Source organism: Streptomyces sp. NPDC055243 (genome assembly GCF_044544025.1).
Taxonomy (GTDB): Bacteria; Actinomycetota; Actinomycetes; order Streptomycetales; family Streptomycetaceae; genus Streptomyces.
In genome coordinates this window covers 374,622-393,258 of the sequence record NZ_JBITWR010000004.1, presented here as the reverse complement: position 1 = coordinate 393,258, position 18,637 = coordinate 374,622, and the positions used below count along the sequence as shown (strand labels likewise).

The 18,637-nt window shown below is 71.1% G+C and carries 18 protein-coding genes and 1 pseudogene; 8 read left to right on the top strand and 11 right to left on the bottom strand.

The genetic code is table 11. The features are described 5' to 3' along the window. Window positions 1-10: 10 nt before the first annotated feature. The gene (locus ACIGXX_RS14645) at window positions 11-394 is read right to left on the bottom strand and encodes a nuclear transport factor 2 family protein (protein WP_351167115.1); all 384 of its coding nucleotides are present in this window, start codon (window positions 392-394) and stop codon (window positions 11-13) included. 196 nt (window positions 395-590) lie between these two features. Here ACIGXX_RS14645 and ACIGXX_RS14640 point away from each other — a divergent pair, with 196 nt between their 5' ends. After that, the gene (locus ACIGXX_RS14640) at window positions 591-1,553 is read left to right on the top strand and encodes an SGNH/GDSL hydrolase family protein (RefSeq protein ID WP_399975702.1); all 963 of its coding nucleotides are present in this window, start codon (window positions 591-593) and stop codon (window positions 1,551-1,553) included. Between the two features lie 30 nt (window positions 1,554-1,583). On the opposite strand, the gene ACIGXX_RS14635 is transcribed toward ACIGXX_RS14640, so the two are convergent. After that, window positions 1,584-1,862, bottom strand: coding sequence for a DUF397 domain-containing protein (locus tag ACIGXX_RS14635; RefSeq protein ID WP_351167119.1), 279 nt, complete (start codon window positions 1,860-1,862; stop codon window positions 1,584-1,586). Further along, window positions 1,822-2,670 carry a Scr1 family TA system antitoxin-like transcriptional regulator gene (locus ACIGXX_RS14630; protein ID WP_399975698.1) on the bottom strand — a complete coding sequence of 283 codons (849 nt, stop codon included), beginning with the start codon at window positions 2,668-2,670 and terminating at the stop codon, window positions 1,822-1,824. The genes ACIGXX_RS14635 and ACIGXX_RS14630 overlap by 41 nt, the downstream gene beginning before the upstream one ends. A gap of 213 nt (window positions 2,671-2,883) precedes the next feature. Here ACIGXX_RS14630 and ACIGXX_RS14625 point away from each other — a divergent pair. Both ACIGXX_RS14625 and ACIGXX_RS14620 read left to right on the top strand, forming a co-directional pair. After that, window positions 2,884-3,273, top strand: a pseudogene (locus ACIGXX_RS14625) (hypothetical protein); the annotation flags it as partial. A gap of 282 nt (window positions 3,274-3,555) precedes the next feature. Then, window positions 3,556-4,851, top strand: a complete 1,296-nt coding sequence (locus tag ACIGXX_RS14620) for an ion channel protein (RefSeq protein ID WP_399975695.1) — start codon at window positions 3,556-3,558, stop codon at window positions 4,849-4,851. A 4-nt stretch (window positions 4,852-4,855) separates the two neighbouring features. Here the strand turns inward: ACIGXX_RS14620 and ACIGXX_RS14615 are convergent, their stop codons facing one another. Beyond that, on the bottom strand, window positions 4,856-5,485 hold the full coding sequence (locus ACIGXX_RS14615) for a MarC family protein (RefSeq protein WP_351167125.1): 630 nt from the start codon (window positions 5,483-5,485) through the stop codon (window positions 4,856-4,858). Between the two features lie 25 nt (window positions 5,486-5,510). After that, entirely contained in the window at window positions 5,511-6,422 is a 912-nt protein-coding gene (locus tag ACIGXX_RS14610) for a LysR family transcriptional regulator (RefSeq protein ID WP_351167127.1), read from the bottom strand. Window positions 6,423-6,590: 168 nt separating this feature from the next. Between ACIGXX_RS14610 and ACIGXX_RS14605 the strand changes: the two genes are divergently transcribed. Next, window positions 6,591-7,901 (top strand): SGNH/GDSL hydrolase family protein, encoded by a 1,311-nt coding sequence (locus ACIGXX_RS14605; RefSeq protein WP_399975692.1) that lies wholly within the window; start codon window positions 6,591-6,593, stop codon window positions 7,899-7,901. 170 nt (window positions 7,902-8,071) lie between these two features. Here the strand turns inward: ACIGXX_RS14605 and ACIGXX_RS14600 are convergent, their stop codons facing one another. The 5 genes from ACIGXX_RS14600 to ACIGXX_RS14580 form a co-directional block, all read right to left on the bottom strand. Further along, window positions 8,072-10,036 carry an FUSC family protein gene (locus ACIGXX_RS14600; RefSeq protein WP_351167131.1) on the bottom strand — a complete coding sequence of 655 codons (1,965 nt, stop codon included), beginning with the start codon at window positions 10,034-10,036 and terminating at the stop codon, window positions 8,072-8,074. Window positions 10,037-10,099: 63 nt separating this feature from the next. After that, window positions 10,100-11,131: an endonuclease/exonuclease/phosphatase family protein gene (locus tag ACIGXX_RS14595; RefSeq protein WP_366461585.1), complete on the bottom strand. Its 1,032-nt coding sequence runs from the start codon at window positions 11,129-11,131 to the stop codon at window positions 10,100-10,102. A gap of 39 nt (window positions 11,132-11,170) precedes the next feature. Then, on the bottom strand, window positions 11,171-12,079 hold the full coding sequence (locus tag ACIGXX_RS14590) for a hypothetical protein (protein WP_351167135.1): 909 nt from the start codon (window positions 12,077-12,079) through the stop codon (window positions 11,171-11,173). Window positions 12,080-12,159: 80 nt separating this feature from the next. After that, on the bottom strand, window positions 12,160-13,011 hold the full coding sequence (locus ACIGXX_RS14585) for an ABC transporter permease (protein ID WP_351167137.1): 852 nt from the start codon (window positions 13,009-13,011) through the stop codon (window positions 12,160-12,162). Beyond that, complete coding sequence (locus ACIGXX_RS14580) at window positions 13,008-14,006, bottom strand: ATP-binding cassette domain-containing protein (RefSeq protein WP_351167139.1); 999 nt, start codon at window positions 14,004-14,006, stop codon at window positions 13,008-13,010. The genes ACIGXX_RS14585 and ACIGXX_RS14580 overlap by 4 nt, the downstream gene beginning before the upstream one ends. Window positions 14,007-14,167: 161 nt before the next feature. On the opposite strand from ACIGXX_RS14580, the gene ACIGXX_RS14575 reads away from it, so the two are divergent. Together ACIGXX_RS14575 and ACIGXX_RS14570 are read left to right on the top strand one after the other, a co-directional pair. Further along, window positions 14,168-14,608 carry an SH3 domain-containing protein gene (locus ACIGXX_RS14575; RefSeq protein WP_361466478.1) on the top strand — a complete coding sequence of 147 codons (441 nt, stop codon included), beginning with the start codon at window positions 14,168-14,170 and terminating at the stop codon, window positions 14,606-14,608. Window positions 14,609-14,704: 96 nt separating this feature from the next. After that, entirely contained in the window at window positions 14,705-15,106 is a 402-nt protein-coding gene (locus tag ACIGXX_RS14570; protein ID WP_351167143.1) for a hypothetical protein, read from the top strand. A 105-nt stretch (window positions 15,107-15,211) separates the two neighbouring features. Here ACIGXX_RS14570 and snpA read toward each other — a convergent pair whose 3' ends face one another. Beyond that, window positions 15,212-15,877, bottom strand: coding sequence for a snapalysin (snpA, locus tag ACIGXX_RS14565; protein WP_351167145.1), 666 nt, complete (start codon window positions 15,875-15,877; stop codon window positions 15,212-15,214). 254 nt (window positions 15,878-16,131) lie between these two features. On the opposite strand from snpA, the gene ACIGXX_RS14560 reads away from it, so the two are divergent. Then, entirely contained in the window at window positions 16,132-17,070 is a 939-nt protein-coding gene (locus ACIGXX_RS14560; protein ID WP_351167147.1) for a LysR family transcriptional regulator, read from the top strand. Between the two features lie 222 nt (window positions 17,071-17,292). Next, a complete protein-coding gene (locus ACIGXX_RS14555) occupies window positions 17,293-18,537 on the top strand; it encodes a hypothetical protein (RefSeq protein WP_399975682.1) in 1,245 nt (414 codons plus the stop codon). The last annotated feature ends 100 nt before the right edge of the window (window positions 18,538-18,637 follow it).

The window sequence follows — 18,637 nt, the reverse complement described above, 5'->3', positions numbered from 1 at the left end:
GTCGGCGGCTTCAGGCCTGCGGCACGCGGTCCAGGAAGCCGTGCACGAGGCGGATGCGGCCGTCGTCGGCGAGCGCGATGACGTCGGAACCGGCGAAGGGCGCGGAACCGTCCGCGACCGACACCAGCTCCCACCCGAAGCGCGCGATGTCGTGGTGACCGTCGACCGAGCCGAGCAGCCTGAACTCGAAGCCGGGGAACTGCTCGTGGGCCCCCGCGATCATGGCGGCGATGGACTCGTAACCGGAGACGTCGGCCATCGGGTCCGTGTAGCTGCCGTCCTCGCTCCAGGCTGCGGCCACGGCCTTGGCGAGGTCCTCGGCGTCCTGGGCGTTCCAGGCCTCGAAGTAGCGGGCGACGGCGGTCTCGTACGTGGATGTCTCGTGTGCGGACACGGTGAATCAGCCTCCTGAAGGGTGATCGTCCGGCTGGGCGATGACTTCAGCCTGCCTGAGCGCGGACCAATGGGCGATTACGCCCGGGGTAATGCGAGTCGGCGGTAAAGGACTTGGGCCGGTTGGTGCCTTCTCATGGGCGTGCGGCTGTGCTTGCCTAGGGGGCTCTTTCGGTCGCTGGGGTGGGAGTTGGCACATGCGAAAGCCGCGCAAGCCGTGGATCGGTGCGGTGCTGGCCGCTGTTCTGCTCCTGGGGGGCTGCGGTGACCCCGGTTCCGGGTCCGAGGGTTCGCCCGCCCCCGCCCCGGAAACCCCCACCGCCCCGCGATCCGCCGACGCCCCTGCCGCGCGCGACGAGCCCTCCGCGTCGCCGCCCTCCTCGACCACCCGCCAGCGCGCCGCGAAGAAACCCCGGGCCAAGACGGCCCCCAAGGTCCTCTACCTCGGCGACTCCCTCGCCATGGAGAACCAGACCGTCCTCGGCGACCACCTCCGCTCCGGGCTCGGCGCCCGCTACCGCAGCGCGCCCTACTCCGGCACCACCCTGTGCGACTACCTCGACGGCACCGGCAAGGACTCCCTCGTCCCCGACAAGGACAAGGCCGCCACGCTCGTCCGCGAGCAGCGGCCCGACTACGTGGTGCTCCAGTTCTGGGGCAACGCGTGGGGCTACACGCCGTGCATGAACGGCATCACGTACGACAAGGCGCGGCAGAAGTACTTCGACCGGTACGCCGCCGACGCGAAGGCGCTGGCCTCGCAGATCCACGCCGCCGGCGGGGCGGACCGGCCACGCATCGTGTGGGTGCTGCAGGGCCCCGACCCGATGACGCCCGACCGCGTGCGCCGCGTCAACGCCATCTACGAGGCGCAGGCGCGGGCCTCGGGCGGGATCGTCGCCGAAGCGGGCCGCGCGGTCGCCCCGGCGGCGGACCGGCACACCTGGGTCGAGAAGCTGCCGTGCACCTCGTACGAACGGAACCACCCCGCGTACTGCACCGAGCCGGGCAGCGGCCGCACCGCCCTGCACCGCAGCGACGACCCCCTGCATTTCTGCCTGGCGCCGACCACGCCCAAGTCCCAGCCCTGCCCGGTCCGTTCACCCGGCATCCGGCGCATCGCCGCCGAGATCACCCGCGCCGTCGCCGACGCGTCCTAGGGGTCATCGCCGCGGGGCCCGCGGGGCTGCTTACCTCAGCGTGCCGTTGGCCGCGGCTTCGACGAAGGTGGCGAAGGCGCGGGGGGTGGTGGTGAAGGCGGGGCCTTCGGGGTTCTTGCTGTCGCGGACCGCGATGGTCCCTTGGCGGGGGGCGAATTCGATGCAATCGCCGCCGGTGTCGCTGCTGTGCGTCGACTTCCGCCACGTTGTGCCGTTGAACGGGGCGCATTCAACGCACTCGCCGCCGCCGGAGCCGCTGTAAGACGACTTACGCCACTGGGCCCCCGCCAGCTTCTGGGTGATCTCCATAGCGCTCCTCCATTACGCGGGCAATCAGTTCCGCCGACCTCTCCACGGAGAGCGAGGCGGCCTGCAAGCGAGCGTAACTGACAGAACGCTCCCTGATCACTGATGAGTTGGCGGTCAGGTGGCCGATGTCGTAGCTCTCCGCGTAGAAGATGTCGGGGTCGTCCTCGAAGCGCAGGAGGGTGAATGAACCGCGCGTGGCGCTGTGTTCGCCAACGGCAAAGGGGAGAACTTGGACCTGCGCCCACCGCTGGTCTCGGAAGGTCAGCAAGTGGGCCAGCTGGCTGCGCATGACGCTGCGACTGCCCACCTCTCGGTACAGCACCGCCTCGTCGAGAACCACCCACAGAGCTGGCGGAAACTCTCTCCTCAGGATCCGCTGCCGCTCCATCCGCGCCGCCAGCAACTCTTCGAGATTGGCTGGGCGATCAGCATTCAGCACGGCCTTTGCGTACTGCTCTGTCTGCAGCAGGCCGTACACGACCTGCGCCTGATACGTGGAGATGTACGACGCCCGCGCCTCCATCGCCGCAAACGGCTGGAACCAATGTGGCAACTGGCTCTTCAACACCAGCCCCACCAACCGCGAAAACACCCCGTCAGTCCCGAGCGCCGCGTCCACCCGCTCGGAGAAGTCCCTCGTCGGCACCTTCTTCGCTGTCTCGATCTGGCCCACCAGCGAACCCGTACAGAAGATGCAGCCGCCCAACTGGCCCTGGTTGAGGCCCGCCGCCTCCCTCAGGCGCCGCAGTTCCGAGCCGTAGTAGTCCAGCGGGGACGCGCTGGGATCGAGTTCGTTGATGCGGACCATGGGACGGTCACCCCCAGGCTCAAACGCTCTGTTCACGTTGCTCTCGCTCTGTAGCCCAGAGTAACCATCCGACTCCACTCCGGTGCCATGAATCACGTATCTCCCCCTCCCCACCTGCCTGCGGCGGGGCTCACCCATACGGCCCAAGCCCGCTCGCGCGCCCCGTACCGCTGTCACACGCTGTGAATTCCTGTCGACAGAGAAGAGGTGCCCATGAGCAGCGGCACGAGCAACCCTCGGGGCGAGAGCCTCTGGGCGTCAGGCGGCACGATGTTCGCGGGTGTCCTGATGCTGGTCTACGGCGTCCTCGGCATCCTCGAAGGCATCGCGGGCATCGCCAAGGACGACGTCTACGCACGCATCGGCGACTACGTCTACAAGCTGAACCTCACCACGTGGGGCTGGCTGCACCTGATCCTCGGCATCCTGGTCGCGATCACCGGCTACGGAATCCTCAAGGGCGCTGCCTGGGGCCGCGCGAGCGGTATCGCGCTGGCGTCGCTCGCCGTGATCCTGCAGTTCCTGTGGCTGCCGTACCAGCCGATCTGGGCGCTGATCTCGATCGCGATCGGCATCTTCATCATCTGGGCGCTCTGCACGGACCACCCGGACCGTCACTCCGGCCACGGCCACGGCGCATCGCACAGCGGTGACGCGGCGGCGGGTGGCGGATGGGGCGCACGCAGCACCTCCAGCGGTCCCGGCCCGTTCGCCGAGGGCTCCGGAGCCTCGGCTCCCGGAGCGCCCGGAACCCACGGTACCCCCGGAGCGCCCGGGACCCCTGGCGCCCCCGGCGGCCCCGACCGCACACCGCCCGCCGCTCCCTGACCGGAGAGGCAAGGGCAGAGGCAAGGGCAGAGGCTGCCGAGGCCGACCGGAGGGTCCATGACACCGCAGGCCCGCGCCCTGCTCCCGCTCGTCCTGCCCGCGCTGCTCGTCGGCGTCGGGTCCAGCCTGGTCCTGCTGCTGCTCAGCGCTGTCGCCGAGCGGTTGCAGGACCTGCTGTGGGACACGTTGCCGGACGCGCTCGACGTGTCCGGGACGTCGGCGGGGTGGATCATCGCCGTACTGACCGTGGCGGGGCTCGTCGTCGGCCTGATCGTGTGGAAGGTCCCCGGGCACGCCGGGCCCGACCCCGCGACGCTCGGCCTGGTCGACCCGCCGCTGCCCGTCCGGGTGCTCCCCGGCATCGCGCTCGCGGTCGTCGTGGGCCTGGCGGGCGGCGTCAGCCTCGGCCCCGAGAACCCGATCACGGCGATCAACATCGCCCTCGCCTACGCACTCGGCATGAAGGCCATGCCCCGCACACCCGTCTTCGACTGGGTCGCCCTCGCGGCGGCGGGCACCATCGGCGCCCTCTTCGGTACGCCGGTCGCGGCGGCGCTCATCCTCTCCGAGACCCTCGCCGATCCCGGCCCCGAGGGCGCCGACCGGCGTCCGCTGTGGGACCGGCTGTTCGCGCCGCTGGTCGCGGCGGGCGCGGGGGCGCTGACGACGGTGCTCATCGCGCACCCGACGTTCCAGATCGACGTCGAGGCGTACACGGGCCCGCACTGGGGCGACATCCTCTCCGCGATGGTCATCAGCACGGCGGCAGCGGCGATCGGCCTGTGCGCGGTGTACGCCTTCCCCTACCTCCACCGCGTCTTCCGCCAGCTCGGACACCCCGTACTGATGCTGACGGTGGGCGGTCTGGTGCTCGGCGCCCTGGGCGCGCTCGGCGGTCAGCTCACCCTCTTCAAGGGCCTGGAGGAGATGAAGGAGCTGACCACGCACGCCTCCGACCACGACGCGGGCAACCTCCTGCTGCTCGCCCTGGTCAAGCTGCTCGCGCTCTGTGTGGCAGCCACCTGCGGGTTCCGGGGCGGGCGGATCTTCCCCGCGGTCTTCGTCGGCGTGGCGCTCGGCATGCTCGCGCACGCGCTGGTGGACGCGGTGCCGCCCGCGCTTGCGATCACCTGCGCCATCCTCGGCATCCTGCTCGCGACGACGCGGCAGGGCTGGCTGAGCCTGTTCACGGCGGCGGTCGTGGTGATGGACCTGTCCCTGATCCCCGTCCTGTGCGTGGCGGCGCTGCCCGCCTGGCTGTTGGTGACGGGCCGCCCAGAGATGCTGATCAAGGAGGCGGAGGAGCCGCGGGCGGGCGAGCCGGGGGCGGACCAGCCGCAGACGGCGCGCTAGAGGCTCAGGTGCGGTCCAGGCCCGGCACGCCAAGGGCCGCGAGGCCGTCCAGGACGAGGTCGACGCCGACCGCCGCGAGGAGCAGCCCCAGGAGCCGGCTGAAGAGCTCGACCGTGGCGTGATGGGTGCCGCGCAGGACGCGCGCGAGCAGGACCACGCAGATCAGGTCCAGGGCGATCACGGTGACGTACGCGCCGACGACCGTGGAGCGCCAGGACCAGGTGTCGCGGGCCGCCGCCTCGATCAGCACGGCGGTCATGGCGAGCGGACTGACGATGTACGGCATGAGCAGTTCGCGTACGCCGCTGACGAGATCGGGAGCGTCCAGGTTCGCGCGGTCCGAGCCGAGGTGGACGCCGAGGACGAGCCCCACGGCGTAGATGAAGAAGATGACGCCGCCCGCGAGCTGGAGCGCGGGCGTGGAGATGTGGAAGAGCTCAAGCAGCCATGGTGCGGTGAACCCCGCGAGCAGGCCCACCACGACGGCGGCCCCGGACGAGACGAGGGCGATCATCCGCAGCTCGCGGACGGGATGGTTCTGCGCGAGGCCGCCGAAGGCGAGCAGCACCTTGGGCGGGCCGACGACGGAGAAGAAGGTGATGAAGGCGGCGGAGTAGGTCAGGGCAGCGGTCACGCACGGCATCCTGCCGCGCCGCGCCCTAGAACGCGGCGGGTCCGCCGTTCGCCGTCACCGTGTCGCGCACCGCGCGGACGAAGGCCTCCAGACGGGGCGTCCCCGCGGCGGCCGTACGCCAGATGAGGGCGACATCGGCGGACGGCACGTCGGTGAGGGGCACGAAGGTGATGTCGGGCCGCGAGTAGTACTTCTCCACGGACGCGACGACCGGCGACACCCCCTGCCCGGTGGCGACCAGCGTCATCAGCTCCTGGAACCCGGCGACGGACTGGCCGCGGCGGATGGGAAGGCCGCTGGGGGTGCGGGGCGGGATGTGGAAGTCCCACCAGTAGGCGGGCGCACCGTTCACGGCCCCGAAGAAGGTCTCGCCCGCGAGCTCTTCGAGGGACACGCTGTCGCGCCCGGCCAGGCGGTGGCCAAGAGGCACGGCGAGCATGCGGGCTTCGTTGATGACGACGGGCCCGACGGTCAGGTCGGGCTCCTCGACGGGCAGGCAGGTGAACAGCGCGTCGGCGTCCCCGCTGCGGAGGGCGCCGAGCGGATCGCCGACCTGGGTCTCGCGCATCCGGATGTCGCAGCGGGGGCAGCGACCGCGGAACGTCTCCAGGATGGCGGAGGTGAGGGACCCGGCCCCCGACCCGAGGAAGGCGACCGTGAGTTCGCCGTCGACGCCGCGGGCCGTGTCCTTGGCGCGGGCGACGGCGGCTTCCATCCGCAGGTGCAGCGGCGCCAGGTCGTCGTACAGCTGACGCCCCAGCGGGGACATCTCCACCCTGCGGCTGGTGCGCTCGAAGAGCGGGCCGCCGATCTTGCGCTCCAGCTTCTTCACGGTCTGGCTGACGCGGGCCTGGGAGAGGAGGAGCCGTTCGGCGGTGCGGCCGAAGTGGAGTTCTTCGGCGAGGGTCAGAAAGGTCTCCAGCTCTTGCCGTTCCATGGTCGTCCGCCACCCCGTCGGTCTCTGACCTGCATCTATAAGCCTGAGCGTGCCAATCGTTTCACGGATCGCCGTTGATCGGGGGTGAGTGAGGGCGGATCTTGGAGGAGTCAGGTTCACGGAGGCCTCCGGTCCTCCTCCCACCACCCCAACTCCTCGGAGATTCCCATGCTTTCGCGTACTCGTTCCTCTGCCGTCGCTGTCGCTGCCGCGCTCGCTCTGACGGTGACGGCCGGTCTCGCCGTGACGGGGGCTCAGGCGGCCGGCTCGAAGTCGTCAGGCTCTAAGTCCTCCGGTCCCGCCTGGACCGCCGCCTGGGCGGCGTCGCCGCAGCGGGCCAGCGCGGGGTTCAAGCCCAACTGGTCGGAGGACGGTTTCTCCGGCCAGACCCTGCGCCAGGTCGTGCGTGTCACCGAGGGCGGTGACAGGGCCCGTATCCGGCTCTCCAACGCGTACGGGACGTCGCCGCTGCACATCGCCGGGGCGACCATCGCGCGTACGAAGAAGGGGGCGGCGGTCGAGGAGGGATCGGTGCGGCGGCTCACGTTCGGGGGGAGGGGGTCGGTGGAGATCCCGGCGCACGGGCAGTTGTCGAGTGATGAGGCGGGCCTGAACCTGAAGCGGTTCGAGTCGGTGACGGTGACCCTGCATCTCGCGCGGACGACGGGGCCCGTGACGTTCCACGCGCAGTCGTTCGCGACGAGCTACCGGGCGGAGGGGGATCGGCTCGGGGATGCGGGGGCGGCGGCCTTCGACGAGTCGACGGAGTCCTGGTACCTCCTGTCGGGGGTGGATGTCAGAGGCGGCCGTGAGGGTGGTGGCGGTGAGCGTGCCGCCCGCCGTGACAGCGGCATCGTCCTCTTCGGCGACTCCATCACCGACGGCTTCGCCTCCTCCACGGACCTCAACCGCCGCTGGTCCGACGCCCTCGCGGAGCGGCTCGCCAAGGCGGGGAAGCCGCGGCCGGTGCTGAACGCCGGTATCGGCGGCAATCTCGTCCTCAACGACTCGGCCTGGTACGGGGAGCGGAGCACGGCCCGGTTCGGGCGGGACGCGTTGGACCTGCCGGGGGTGGGGACGGTGGTGGTCCTGGAGGGCCTGAACGACATCGGTTTCAGCGAGAGCGATACGCCTACCTACAAGCCCGCGCCGAAGGTGAGCGCGGAGGAACTGATCGCGGGGCACCGGAAGTTGATCCGGGCCGCGCGCGAGAAGGGGGTGCGGGTGGTGGGGGCCACGTTGCTGCCGCTGGGGGGTTCCGATCACTACGGGGAGCGGGCGGCGAAGGTCAGTGACGAGTTCAACGAGTGGGTGCGGACGTCGGGGGAGTACGACGCGTACGTGGACTTCGACCGGGCCCTGGCGGACCCCGAGGACGGGGAGCGGATCGCCCCTGAGTACGACAGTGGGGATCATCTGCACCCGAACGATGCGGGGTATCGGGCGATGGCTCGGGCGGTGGACCTGGCGGATCTTTAGTCCCCGACCCCGCCCCTTCCCACAAACCCGCTCGGCGCGGGGGCCTTGGGCGCCGCAATCACCGGCTCCGCCGAGTTCGTCCTCAAACGCCGGACGGGCTGGAAGATTCCGGCCGGGCTGGATACTCCAGCCCGGCCATCTTTTCGGGGTCTGGGGGCGGAGCCCCCAGCTCAGCTTCGTGGCGAGGCGATTGCTCTCGCCGCCACCACCTCCTGGCGCAAGGGTTCCAGAACGCTCTCCTGAGGGCCCGTGAACGTCGCCGGGACCTCCTCCAGGGTTTCCGAGTCCCTCAAGCCCTCTGCCAGCTCGCGGAGTTGGCGGGCCACCTCGCCCACCTCCGTCAGGCTCGGTTCGCCCGCGCCGTGGCGTATCCGCACCCGCGCCGCCGTCGTCGCGTCCACGATGCGTTCCACCGCGATCACCAGGGGCCACCAGGCCGCCGCCCTCGCCCCCATCGGGGGCGGTTCCGTCAGGGCGCGCTGGAACTCCGTGCGGATGACGGAGAGGTCGCGGTACAGGCCCCGCCGCATCCGCGCCCTCTCCGCCGCGCCCACCGCCGTGCCGAACGCACTCTCGACGTACGACGCCGTGTCCCCCACCGCGTCCGCCAGCCGGTCGCCGATCCGCGTGTGCCAGCTCTCCGGCCACAGCAAGTAGCCCGCCACCAGCGCGATCGCGCAGCCGATCAGGCTGTCCACCAGGCGGGGCACCACGAGACCGAAGCCCTGGTGGTTCAGGACGTCCGACAGGAGCAGGATGACCGGGGTGATCGCGGCCGTCTGGTAGCCGTAGCCCCTCGGGGTGAGGGCCGGGATCAAGGATGCCAGCGCCAGCATCACCGGTACGTCCCACCAGCCCCTCGGCACCTGCGAGAGGACCGCTGCCGCCACCACCAGGCCCGCCGCCGTCCCCAGAGCCCGCAGCACCGCCCGTGAGAACACCGAGCCGAAGTCCGGCTTCAGGACGAACGTGACCGTCAGCGCCACCCAGTACGAGCGCGGCACCTCGATCAGCGACACCAGGGACTGCGCGATGCCGATGCAGAGCGCCAGGCGCAGGCCGTAGCGCCAGGACGCGCTCGACAGGATCACGTTGCGGGCCGCTCTGCGGGCCCGGACCCGCAGCGCCGCCGGGCGGCCCAGGCGGTCGTCCACGTTCACGATGCCGTGCGGGTCGGGGTCGTTGAGGAGTTCCGTCACGTGCCGTAGCGCGTGGGCCACCGCGTCCGCCGAAGGGTCCGGGGGAGGCGGGAGGAGGGGGTCGCGGATCGGGGCCGGGGCGCGGCCCGCCACCGTTTCCGCCAGGCGCCGCACCTCCGCCGGGAACTCCGGCGGCATCGGGACCCCGCACTGGTGCGCGGCGGGCGCGGCCTCGACGACCGGCGTGATCGCGTTCAACTGGGCGATCAGGCGCACCAGATCGGGGTTGCGGCCGTGCGCGCGGGTGCGGCGGGCGAGGACGAGGTCGTACGACTGGTTCAGGGACGCGGTGACGGCCGTGCGCGCCTCGTCGTACCGCTCGGTGCCCGCCGCTTCGAGCAGCGCCGCCACGCTGCGGTAGGTCGCCGCGACGGCGGCCCGTTCCGGGATGCCCGACCGCAGGGGCCAGGCGAGAAGACCGAGGGTGAGGACCAGGAGGCCGCCGCCCGTCATCAGGACGGGAGCCAGCCACCATTCCCCCGGCATCGGAAGGCCCGCGCCCACCACCGAGTTGAGCAGCAGGAGCAGGCCCGACACGGACGCCACCGCGCCGATCGTCGACATCATCCCGGAGACGAGCGCGACCAGCGTGACCACGCCGACCGCGACCCAGCCGTGCCCGAAGACGAGCGAGCCGACGGTGACGCCGATCGCCCCGAAGAGCTGCGGGATCGCGATGTTGAAGATCCGCATGCGGTACGCGTCGGCCGTGTCGCCGATGACTCCGGAGAGGGCGCCCATCGAGGCGAGCGCGCCGTACGCGGGCTGCCCCGCCGCGAGGCCGATGAGGAGCGGCAGCGTCATGCCGATGGACGCGCGCGCCACGGCGGCCCAAGGGATCGGCGCCGACTGCGGCTTGAGCGTCCTGACCAGCCAGGGAGGTGGGGCGAGGGCGCTCAGAGGGCCCGGTGGTGCAGGTGACTCACGGCGGCGCATGCGGCCATTATGTCCGTCCCCATTGCCACTCCTGGTGTCGTTGTGCCCGCCCTGACCTGCGTTCTAGCGGCTCGGCCTGTGCAGCGTCAGGTCCACCACCAGGGCCCGGTGGTCCGTGTCGCCGATCTCCAGGAAGCGGGCGTCACGGGCCGAGAAGTCCGGGGTGGCGAGGACGTGGTCGATCTGCGTGCCCAGCGGCGAGATCAGGCCGGCGGGCCAGCTGGGGGTGCGTGCGGAGCCGGCCAGGCGGGCCGCGTCGCGTACGCCGCCGGTGTCGAGGATGTCGCGGAAGGCCGCGTGGTCCTGGGTGGCGTTGAAGTCGCCCGCGATGATGGTGGAGCGGTTGCCGTGCCTGCCCTCGGCGGCGTAGTCGCGGAGTTCGGCGAGTTCGGTGCGCCAGGTGCCGAGCTGCTTGGGCAGCGGGGGCATGGGGTGGGCCAGCTGGACGCGGACCTGGTGGCCGTCCTTCAGCTCGGCGACGGCGCCGGGCATGCCCAGCGTGCCCGCGAGGCCGCTCGCCCTCTTCAGCGGCAGCTTGCTGACGATCACCGAGCCTTCGGCGCCGCCCGCCTCGCTCGCGGAGCGGTAGGGGTAGTCGGCGCGGGGGAGTTCGTCGCGCAGGGTGTCCGAGCAGATGTAGTCGCACTCCGGGACGAAGAGGAGGTCGGGTTTCTCCTTGCGGACCGCCTTGACCAGGCCCTGGGTTCCCTGGCCGAACTCCACGTTCGACGCCATGACGCGGACGTCGGCGACCGCCGGTCCCTTCGGGTCGTCGGCCTTGCCGTACGGCTCCAGGAACCAGGCCACGCCGCCGAGCGCGAGGACGCCCCAGACGAGGCCGACGCGCCAGCGGGCGAGTGCCGCGAGCAGGAGTCCGGCGATGGTCGGGGCGAGGAGGAGCGGGAGGAACGCGAGGAGCTGCGGTACGGGGGTGACGCCGTCGGAGTCGGCGACGCGGAAGCCCAGGAGGGTGCTCACCCCGGCCAGGAGGAGGGCCGCCAGCCAGGCGGAGGGGCGTTGCCGGGGGCGCCTCTTCGCCTGCGGCTCGGGCCAGTCCTCCTGGGGTGCCGTCCTCGCTGCCGTTGCGCTGTCCAAGGCCGGCCTCTCCGTCTGGGGTCCTGCGCGAATCCTCCCCTAGAGACGGCGAGGGGCGGAGGAGGGTTGCATTTCGCCGGGTCCGGACCCGGCCCCGGACCCGCCACTGCCCGGCGGAGCCGGTGATCCGCGGCGCCGCAGCAGCCACGCGGCGAGCGCGACCGCGAGACCCACGCCCAGAATCACCCACGCCGCCACGCTCAGCGACGACGTCAGCGCGTCGTAGACCGCGCCTGCCGCCGCCCTCGACACGTCCTTCGGGAGGTCGTCCAGGGTCAGGCCCCGGCCCACGACGACCGCCGCCGCGAGGACCGCCCCCGCGAGGGCCGCGCCCAGAGCCGTGCGGACGACCGCTCGGCGGCGGTGCACCGCCAGGAGGATGCCTGCCACGGCCAGCACGACCGCCGCGCACGGGAGCCAGAGGCCCGCCACCTGGAGCATGTGGAATCCCTTCCCGAAGGGGCCGAGGTCCGACGACTCCATGAGCGTCACCTCGGTGTGCCTGACGGGGATGTTGTCCGCGAACGGCACGCCGTCGTCCGTCAGTTGCCTCTTGACCTGCTCGGTGATCGGCGCGAGGTCGATGGTGACGGCGCCGCCGTCCGACCGGTCGCTCAGCGCGTCCTGCACCGCGTCGTGCGCGGCACGGTTCGCCGCGTTCCAGGCCGCCTTGAACGCCTTCGTCTCGGTGAAGGACTTCACCGCGTCCCGTACGAACGATTCGACGGTGCCCTGGAGCGGGCCCACGTCGATCTCCTTCATCACCGAGTCGGTGACCGCACCGGACACCGCGTCCCGCACGTCGGGGTCGGAGGCGAGCGGTGCCATCGTGGCGACGTACTGGTCGGCGTCCTCGATCTCGTACTTCGCCCAGGTGGAGAGCGCGCCGAGCGGCACGAGGAGGACGGCGATGACCAGCAGGGCGGCGGACAGCGGGCGTCTGAGCACGTCCCCCACGCAAAGCCCCGGTCACGCGGGGCGCGACCGGGGCGACTGCATATGGCTGCATATGGGGCGGGGGAGTCCTCCTACTTGCGGTTGTAGAGCCGCATCGTCACCGGGCCGAAGACCGCCACGAGCAGCACCGCCCAGCCCAGCGACCACATCAGCGACGAGCCCGGCGACGTGCCCGCCATCAGGTCGCGGACCGCGGAGGCGACATGGGTGACCGGGTTGTTGTTCACGAAGGCCTGGAGCCAGCCCGGCATCGTCTCGGGCTTCACGAAGATGTCGCTGAGGAACGTCAGCGGGAAGAGCACCATCATGCTGACGCCCATCACCGACTTCTCGGTGCGCAGCAGCAGACCGAACATCGTCCACACCCACGAGAAGGCGAACGAGAAGACCAGGAGCAGGAGCACTCCGGCGAGGACGCCGAGGGCGCCGCCGTCCGGGCGGAAGCCGATGATCATGCCGACGGCCAGCATGACGACGGAGGCGATGAGGTAGCGCAGGGCGTCGCCCAGGAGGTAGCCGACCATCACCGCGGGGCGCCAGATCGGCAGCGTACGGAAGCGGTCGAAGACGCCCTTCTCGATGTCGACGTTGACCGAGACTCCCGTGTACATCGTGATCATGACGACGGACATCACGAGGATGCCCGGCAGCAGGTACTGGATGTACTCGCTCGGCGATCCGGCGAGCGCGCCCCCGAAGAGGTACGTGTACATCAGCACCATCATGATCGGGAACGCCGTCACGTCGAAGAGCTGCTCCGGGACGTGCTTGATCTTGAGCATGGCCCGCCAGCCGAAGGTGAGCGACGCGGAGATCGCGCTGGGGCGCTGCGGCCGTTCACCGGCGATGAGCAGTTCGGCCAGGGACTCGGTGCTTACGGGCGCCAGGTCCTGGGCCTCGGATGTGGTGGTCGCGGTGCTCATGCCTCTGCCTCTTTCTCCGCCATGTCCGTCGCGTGATGGGGGGTGCCCGTCAGGGCCAGGAACACCTCGTCCAGGCTGGGCTGGCCGAGGGAGAAGTTGTCCACGGTGATCCCGGCGCGGGCCAGTTCGGCCAGGGCGCGCGAGGCCTTCTCGGCGGCGCCCGTGCCGTTCGCCTCGCCGTTGCCGACGCAGGCGGTGAGCGCGACCGGGTCGGGCTCCAGCTGGACCTCCGCGCCGACCGCGATCCGCAGCACGTCGGCGGCCTGGGCCCGCTGGTCCGCGTCCCGCAGCCGTACGTGCACGGAGCCCGCGCCGACCGACGCCTTCAGCTCGCCCTTGGTGCCCTCGGCGATGACCCTGCCGTCGTCGATGACGGCGATGCGGGACGCGAGGTGGTCGGCCTCGTCCAGATACTGCGTGGTCAGCAGGACCGTCGTGCCGTGCGCGACGACCGCGCGGACGATGTCCCAGACCTGGTTGCGGCTGCGCGGGTCGAGCCCCGTGGTCGGCTCGTCGAGGAAGAGCAGGTCGGGGGTGTTGAGGATGGACGCCGCGATGTCGATGCGGCGGCGCATGCCTCCGGAGTAGTTCTTGACCTGGCGGCCGGCCGCGTCGCTCAGGCCGAAGGCCTCCAGGAGCTGTCCCGCCCTGCTGTACGCCGCCTTCTTGCCGTGACCGGTGAGGCGGGCCAGGAGCACCAGGTTCTCGGTGCCCGTCAGGTCCTCGTCGACCGACGCGTACTGCCCGGTGAGGCTGACCCTGCTGCGTACGGCGTCGGCCTCGCGCACGACGTCGTGGCCGAAGACGTGGGCGTCGCCGCCGTCCGGGCGCAGCAGGGTGGCGAGCATCTTCACGGTGGTGGTCTTGCCGGCGCCGTTCGGGCCGAGCAGGCCGTAGACCGTGCCGGACGGGATGGTGAGGTCCACGCCGTCGACGGCACGGTTGTCGCCGAAGGTCTTCACCAGGCCCGCGGTCTCGATGGCCACGCTGTTCATGTCGTACGCCCTCTCCACTTCAGTGGTCGTCCGTTACGAGGGCAGACCGTCGCGGAGGCGCAAACTCATCGTCCGGTGGAGCCTTGGTCCGAACGGGTGTTTGCTGGAGGTGGGAGAAGAGGGGCGGGATGGGGAAACCGGGGGGTAAGAGGAGGTCGATCATGCGGACCACTCCGGCCCTGAGAACCACTCCGGCCGCTCTGGCAACTCTCGCCACCGCGTTCCTGACCGCGGGCGCGCTGTCCCTCGGAGGTGCTGCACCAGCATCCGCCGCGGCGCCACCCGCGCACAACCGCAATATTGTCTGGGGGACGATCGTGGCCCCCGTCGACCTGAAGATCCGCGACATGCCGTCCACCGGCGCCTCGATCGTCGCGAAGCTGCCCGCGGAGAGCCAGGACCGCGTCGAGTGCGTGACGCACGGTTCGAGCGTCTACGGCAACACGTCCTGGTACTGGCTGGGCGGGGTGCAGGGCTGGGCGAGCGCCGAGTACGTCGACGTCGGCGGACAGCACGTGCCGAGCTGCGCATCCGCGGACCCGTGCCAGGAGTACAAGCCGTGCTGGGACACGTGCGATGGCGGCTACAACCGCTACCACTGATGCCGCCGAGTTGCCGGGCGGCGCGGGCGGGTGTGCCCTGGATGTGGGGCGGCGCGCGGCGCCGGCCCGGGGGCGAACGGGTTTGGAGGAACCGTCATGGCTCATGCGGCACCCACCTCAACGGCACCCCGCGTGCTCGGCGGCTCCGCCGTCAGCAGGATCGCGACGGCAGCCGTACTGCTCGGCATCGTCTACGGCATCTGGGTGGCGGGCATCGCGCGCGACGCGGGGCCCATCACCACCGGCAACGTCCTGCTGGGCGTCGTGGCCGGGGTCGTCATCGCCGCGGTCTTCATGGGGCTGCGCAGGGCGGCGCCCGGACTGCCGCGCGAACTGCGCGCGGCGGCGTGGGCGGGCTTCGCGGGCATCGCGTTCGGCTATCTGTACAGCCTGACCGACGCGACGGTCCTGCGGTCCACGGGCATGGCCCTCGCCGTCACGGCCGGGGTGTTCGCGGTGATGTTCTACCGCTACTACACGAGCGAGAAGGACGCGTAGGCCGAGCAGGCCGAGCAGGTCGAGCAGGTCTCCGGCTCCTGAACGCCGCTGTGCCCGTCGGCGTCGAGCGCGCCGACGGGCACAGCGGTGAGGTCCGGCCGGGACTCAGCCGACCTTCTCCATTCTGTCCAGCTTGTCCAGCGCCTTCGCGAGACCGTTGGCCCACAGCTGGTTCACCTGGGCTCGCTCGTTCGCGTCCGGCTGCGCGTTGGTGCACGAAGTGCCCGGTCCGCCGCCCGACATCAGCTCGCTGCACGGGCCTTCGTAGTGGTCGGGAAGGCCCAGGACGTGACCCGTCTCGTGCGCCGTCACACGCGTCGAGTCGTACTGCTGGTTCTGCGCGTAGTCCAGGAAGATGTACCCGCTGCCGTGGCCGTCCGTGCTGGCGTACGAGCCACGCGGGTCGTTCCCCTCGCGGTACTCGAAGCTCGCACCGCCACTCCCCTCCTGGAGCTTCACATTGGACACCGCGCTGTTCCAGATGGAGGTACTGCTGGCTATCTGCTGCGCGAAGGTCGGGGCACCGGAGGCGTCGTACACCACCGTGACCTGCTTCGCGCCCGGGTTGGCCGCGCGCTTCTCGGCGACCGACTTCAGGACGGCCTCGAAGAACGCCTTGTTGGCGGCGGCTTCCTCGCCGGAACCCGCGTAGTTGGCGTACGCGGAGCCGGCGGACGGCGCGGTGGGGGTCGCGGCCGTCGCGGATGAGGTGCCGAGACCAGCGGCAGCAAGGCCGATGACGGCCGCGACCGACAGGTAACGCTTGTTCATGTGGGGGGCTCCCTACTCGTTCTGTGAAAGGTGAACGGTTCGGTACCGGGAGTCTCAGGGAGCCGGGGGCGTCCGGGGATGATGGCAAGTGGCGATAGTGCCGGGCTATCGCCTGCCGTCCCCCGAGCTTCCGCCGATCTTCCGTCGGCCGTTCGGTGACCCTTCGGCCATCTCCGCCCGGTGCCCAACTCGGCCGGTTCCCGTGGGGTTTGTGAGTCTGGTGCGGCGACGCCCGCCGCTCTACGCTCACAGCCATGGAGCTCGAGGTGAGGCACCTCCGCGCGCTGTGCGCCATCGCCGACACCGGCAGCCTGCACAAGGCCGCGCGCCAACTCGGCATGAGCCAGCCCTCGTTGACGACGCAGCTACGCCGCATCGAGCTGGAGATCGGCGGCCAGCTCTTCCACCGCGAACGCACCGGCTGCCGCCCGACGCCGCTCGGCCGCGTCGCCCTCAGCCGCGCCCGCCCCCTCGTCAGCGAGATGCGGGCGCTGATCAACGAGACCAAGGCGGCGGCCGCCCGCACCTCCGATGTGCCGCAGCTGCGCATCGGCTCCACGGCGAGCCGTGCCATACCGGGCTGGCTGCGGAGGCTGCGGCTGCGCCTGCCCGGCACCGAGACCTCGCTCCAGATGGACGTCTCCGCCAACGCGCTGCTGCGCATGGTCGCGGGCGGGCAGCTCGACGTGGCCTTCGTGCACGAGGTGGAGGGGAGCCCGCTGCGGATGCCGGAGGGTCTTCGGCGGCGCGTACTGGTCGAGCGCGAGCCGCAGTTCGTCTTCCTGTCGGCCGACCACCCGGCCGCCGCGCAGCCCGTCGTCCACCTCACCGATCTGGCCGCCGACCGGTGGATGGTGGACCCGACGGTGGACGGCGAGTGGGACGGACTGCTTCGAGTGCTGCGCGCGGCCGGGCTCAACCCCCGTGTCCTGCACGGCGACTACCTCACCGCGTCCTCCCTCGTCGCCACCGGCGAGGTCGTCACCGTCTGCCAGCCGACCTCGCGCGCGAGACCCGACATGGCGGTCCGGCCGCTGCACGGCGACCCGCTCGGCGTGCGGCTGCTCGTGGCGGCGCGTACGGAGGGGGAGCTCGACGCGGTGTACGGGGAGCTGGAGGCCGCGTACTGGGAGGCGGCGCGGCAGGCGCCCGCTTACGGGGAGTGGCTCGCGGGGCGGGCGACGGCGGCGTGACCCAGGGCCGCGTGACCTAGGTCCCCACCAACCGGTGACCTTTGGCCTCACCACCCCTGACCTGCACTTTTGCCCGCTTTACGGTTCCGCGTCAGCGTATGCGGCCGGTTGTTACGTTCTCTACGGATGACGCACACACGGCGCCCGTAGCTTCATGTCTGTCGCCGCCGCAAAGAGGCACAAAGACGGACAGTTCGACCGACCAGCCACGAGGGATCCGCTATGCGCGCCACCCGCCGTACCTTCCGCACCGCCGCCATCGCCACCGGAGCGATCGCCGCTCTCGCCGTCCCGACGACGGCGGCCTTCGCCGCCGAAGCCCCGTCGAACCCGCAGGGCCAGGTCACCGCCCCCGACGACCAGCCCGGCACCTCGGATCAGGGCCAGGACCAGACGGGCCAGGACCAGACCGGCCAGGATCAGACGGGTCAGGACAAGTCCAAGGACACGGACAAGGGGACGGACGACACGGAGACGCCGAAGCCCGGCAGCTGGGAGTCGAAGGGCACCACGGACCTCGGCAAGGGCTGGTCCGCGAAGGTTGACGTGAACGCCTCCGCCCGCACCGCCAGGGCCACCATCTCCCTCGACGGCGCCGCCAAGGGCTCGCTCACCGCGTACGAGAAGTCCGCGAGCACCACCATCGACGGCAGCACCTTCACCCTGACGCCCGACGGCACGGTCACCGCCAAGCTCGTGGACAAGGACAAGGACAAGGAGAAAGACAAGGACAAGCCCGTCCCCGGCGGCTGGGTCTCCAAGGGCACCACCGACCTCGGCAAGGGCTGGTCCGCGAAGGTCGACGTGAACGCCTCCGCCCGCACCGCCAAGGCCGCCATCTCGCACGACGGCGCCGCCAAGGGCTCCCTGGAGGCGTACGTCAAGCCGGCGAGCACCAAGATCGACGGCAGCACCTTCACGCTCTCCGCCGACGGCACCATCACCAGGACGGGCGCCAAGCCGGCCCCGCCGAAGCCGGAGCCCAAGCCGACGCCCGACCACAAGCGCACCCTGGTCCACCAGTACGCGGACCTCGGCGGCACCGGCTTCGACGCGAAGGTCTACAGGACCAAGGCCGGGTACGAGGCGGACATGATCGCCAAGGCTCCCGACACCGGCAAGAAGGTCGTCTGGGACACGATCAAGCAGTCCGGCAGCAAGCCCGCGTACGGCCGGCACAACGGCGCGCATTTCGTGCTCGACCCGGACGGCACCATGAAGGGCTGGACCGAGGGCAAGAAGACGCGGCCCCAGCCGAAGCCGGACCCGCAGACGCACACCCAGACGCACACGCAGCCGAAGAACGGCACTTCCCAGGCCGTGCCGAAGGGCGGCGTCAAGGCGGGCGCCGACGGCATGTCCCCCGCGGGCGAGAGCACCCCGCTGATCGCGGCCGGCGGCGGCATGGCGGCGCTCGGCGCGGCGGGTCTCGGCTTCGCGCTCTACCGCCGCAAGCAGAACAACTGACCTCACGGAGGCGGAAGTAACGACGCGTGGGGCGCCCCCTCCCCCGGGGGTGCCCCACGCGTCGTACCGCTTACGTATCTACCGCTCTACCGCTCTACCG

Coding starts and splice junctions, on each gene's coding strand:
- ACIGXX_RS14640 (WP_399975702.1), top strand. CDS start 591: ATGCGAAAGCCGCGCAAGCCGTGGATCGGTGCGGTGCTGGCCGCTGTT.
- ACIGXX_RS14635 (WP_351167119.1), bottom strand. CDS start 1,862: ATGGAGATCACCCAGAAGCTGGCGGGGGCCCAGTGGCGTAAGTCGTCT.
- ACIGXX_RS14630 (WP_399975698.1), bottom strand. CDS start 2,670: ATGGTCCGCATCAACGAACTCGATCCCAGCGCGTCCCCGCTGGACTAC.
- ACIGXX_RS14620 (WP_399975695.1), top strand. CDS start 3,556: ATGACACCGCAGGCCCGCGCCCTGCTCCCGCTCGTCCTGCCCGCGCTG.
- ACIGXX_RS14610 (WP_351167127.1), bottom strand. CDS start 6,422: ATGGAACGGCAAGAGCTGGAGACCTTTCTGACCCTCGCCGAAGAACTC.
- ACIGXX_RS14605 (WP_399975692.1), top strand. CDS start 6,591: ATGCTTTCGCGTACTCGTTCCTCTGCCGTCGCTGTCGCTGCCGCGCTC.
- ACIGXX_RS14600 (WP_351167131.1), bottom strand. CDS start 10,036: ATGCGCCGCCGTGAGTCACCTGCACCACCGGGCCCTCTGAGCGCCCTC.
- ACIGXX_RS14585 (WP_351167137.1), bottom strand. CDS start 13,011: ATGAGCACCGCGACCACCACATCCGAGGCCCAGGACCTGGCGCCCGTA.
- ACIGXX_RS14580 (WP_351167139.1), bottom strand. CDS start 14,006: ATGAACAGCGTGGCCATCGAGACCGCGGGCCTGGTGAAGACCTTCGGC.
- ACIGXX_RS14575 (WP_361466478.1), top strand. CDS start 14,168: ATGCGGACCACTCCGGCCCTGAGAACCACTCCGGCCGCTCTGGCAACT.
- ACIGXX_RS14570 (WP_351167143.1), top strand. CDS start 14,705: ATGGCTCATGCGGCACCCACCTCAACGGCACCCCGCGTGCTCGGCGGC.
- snpA (WP_351167145.1), bottom strand. CDS start 15,877: ATGAACAAGCGTTACCTGTCGGTCGCGGCCGTCATCGGCCTTGCTGCC.
- ACIGXX_RS14560 (WP_351167147.1), top strand. CDS start 16,132: ATGGAGCTCGAGGTGAGGCACCTCCGCGCGCTGTGCGCCATCGCCGAC.
- ACIGXX_RS14555 (WP_399975682.1), top strand. CDS start 17,293: ATGCGCGCCACCCGCCGTACCTTCCGCACCGCCGCCATCGCCACCGGA.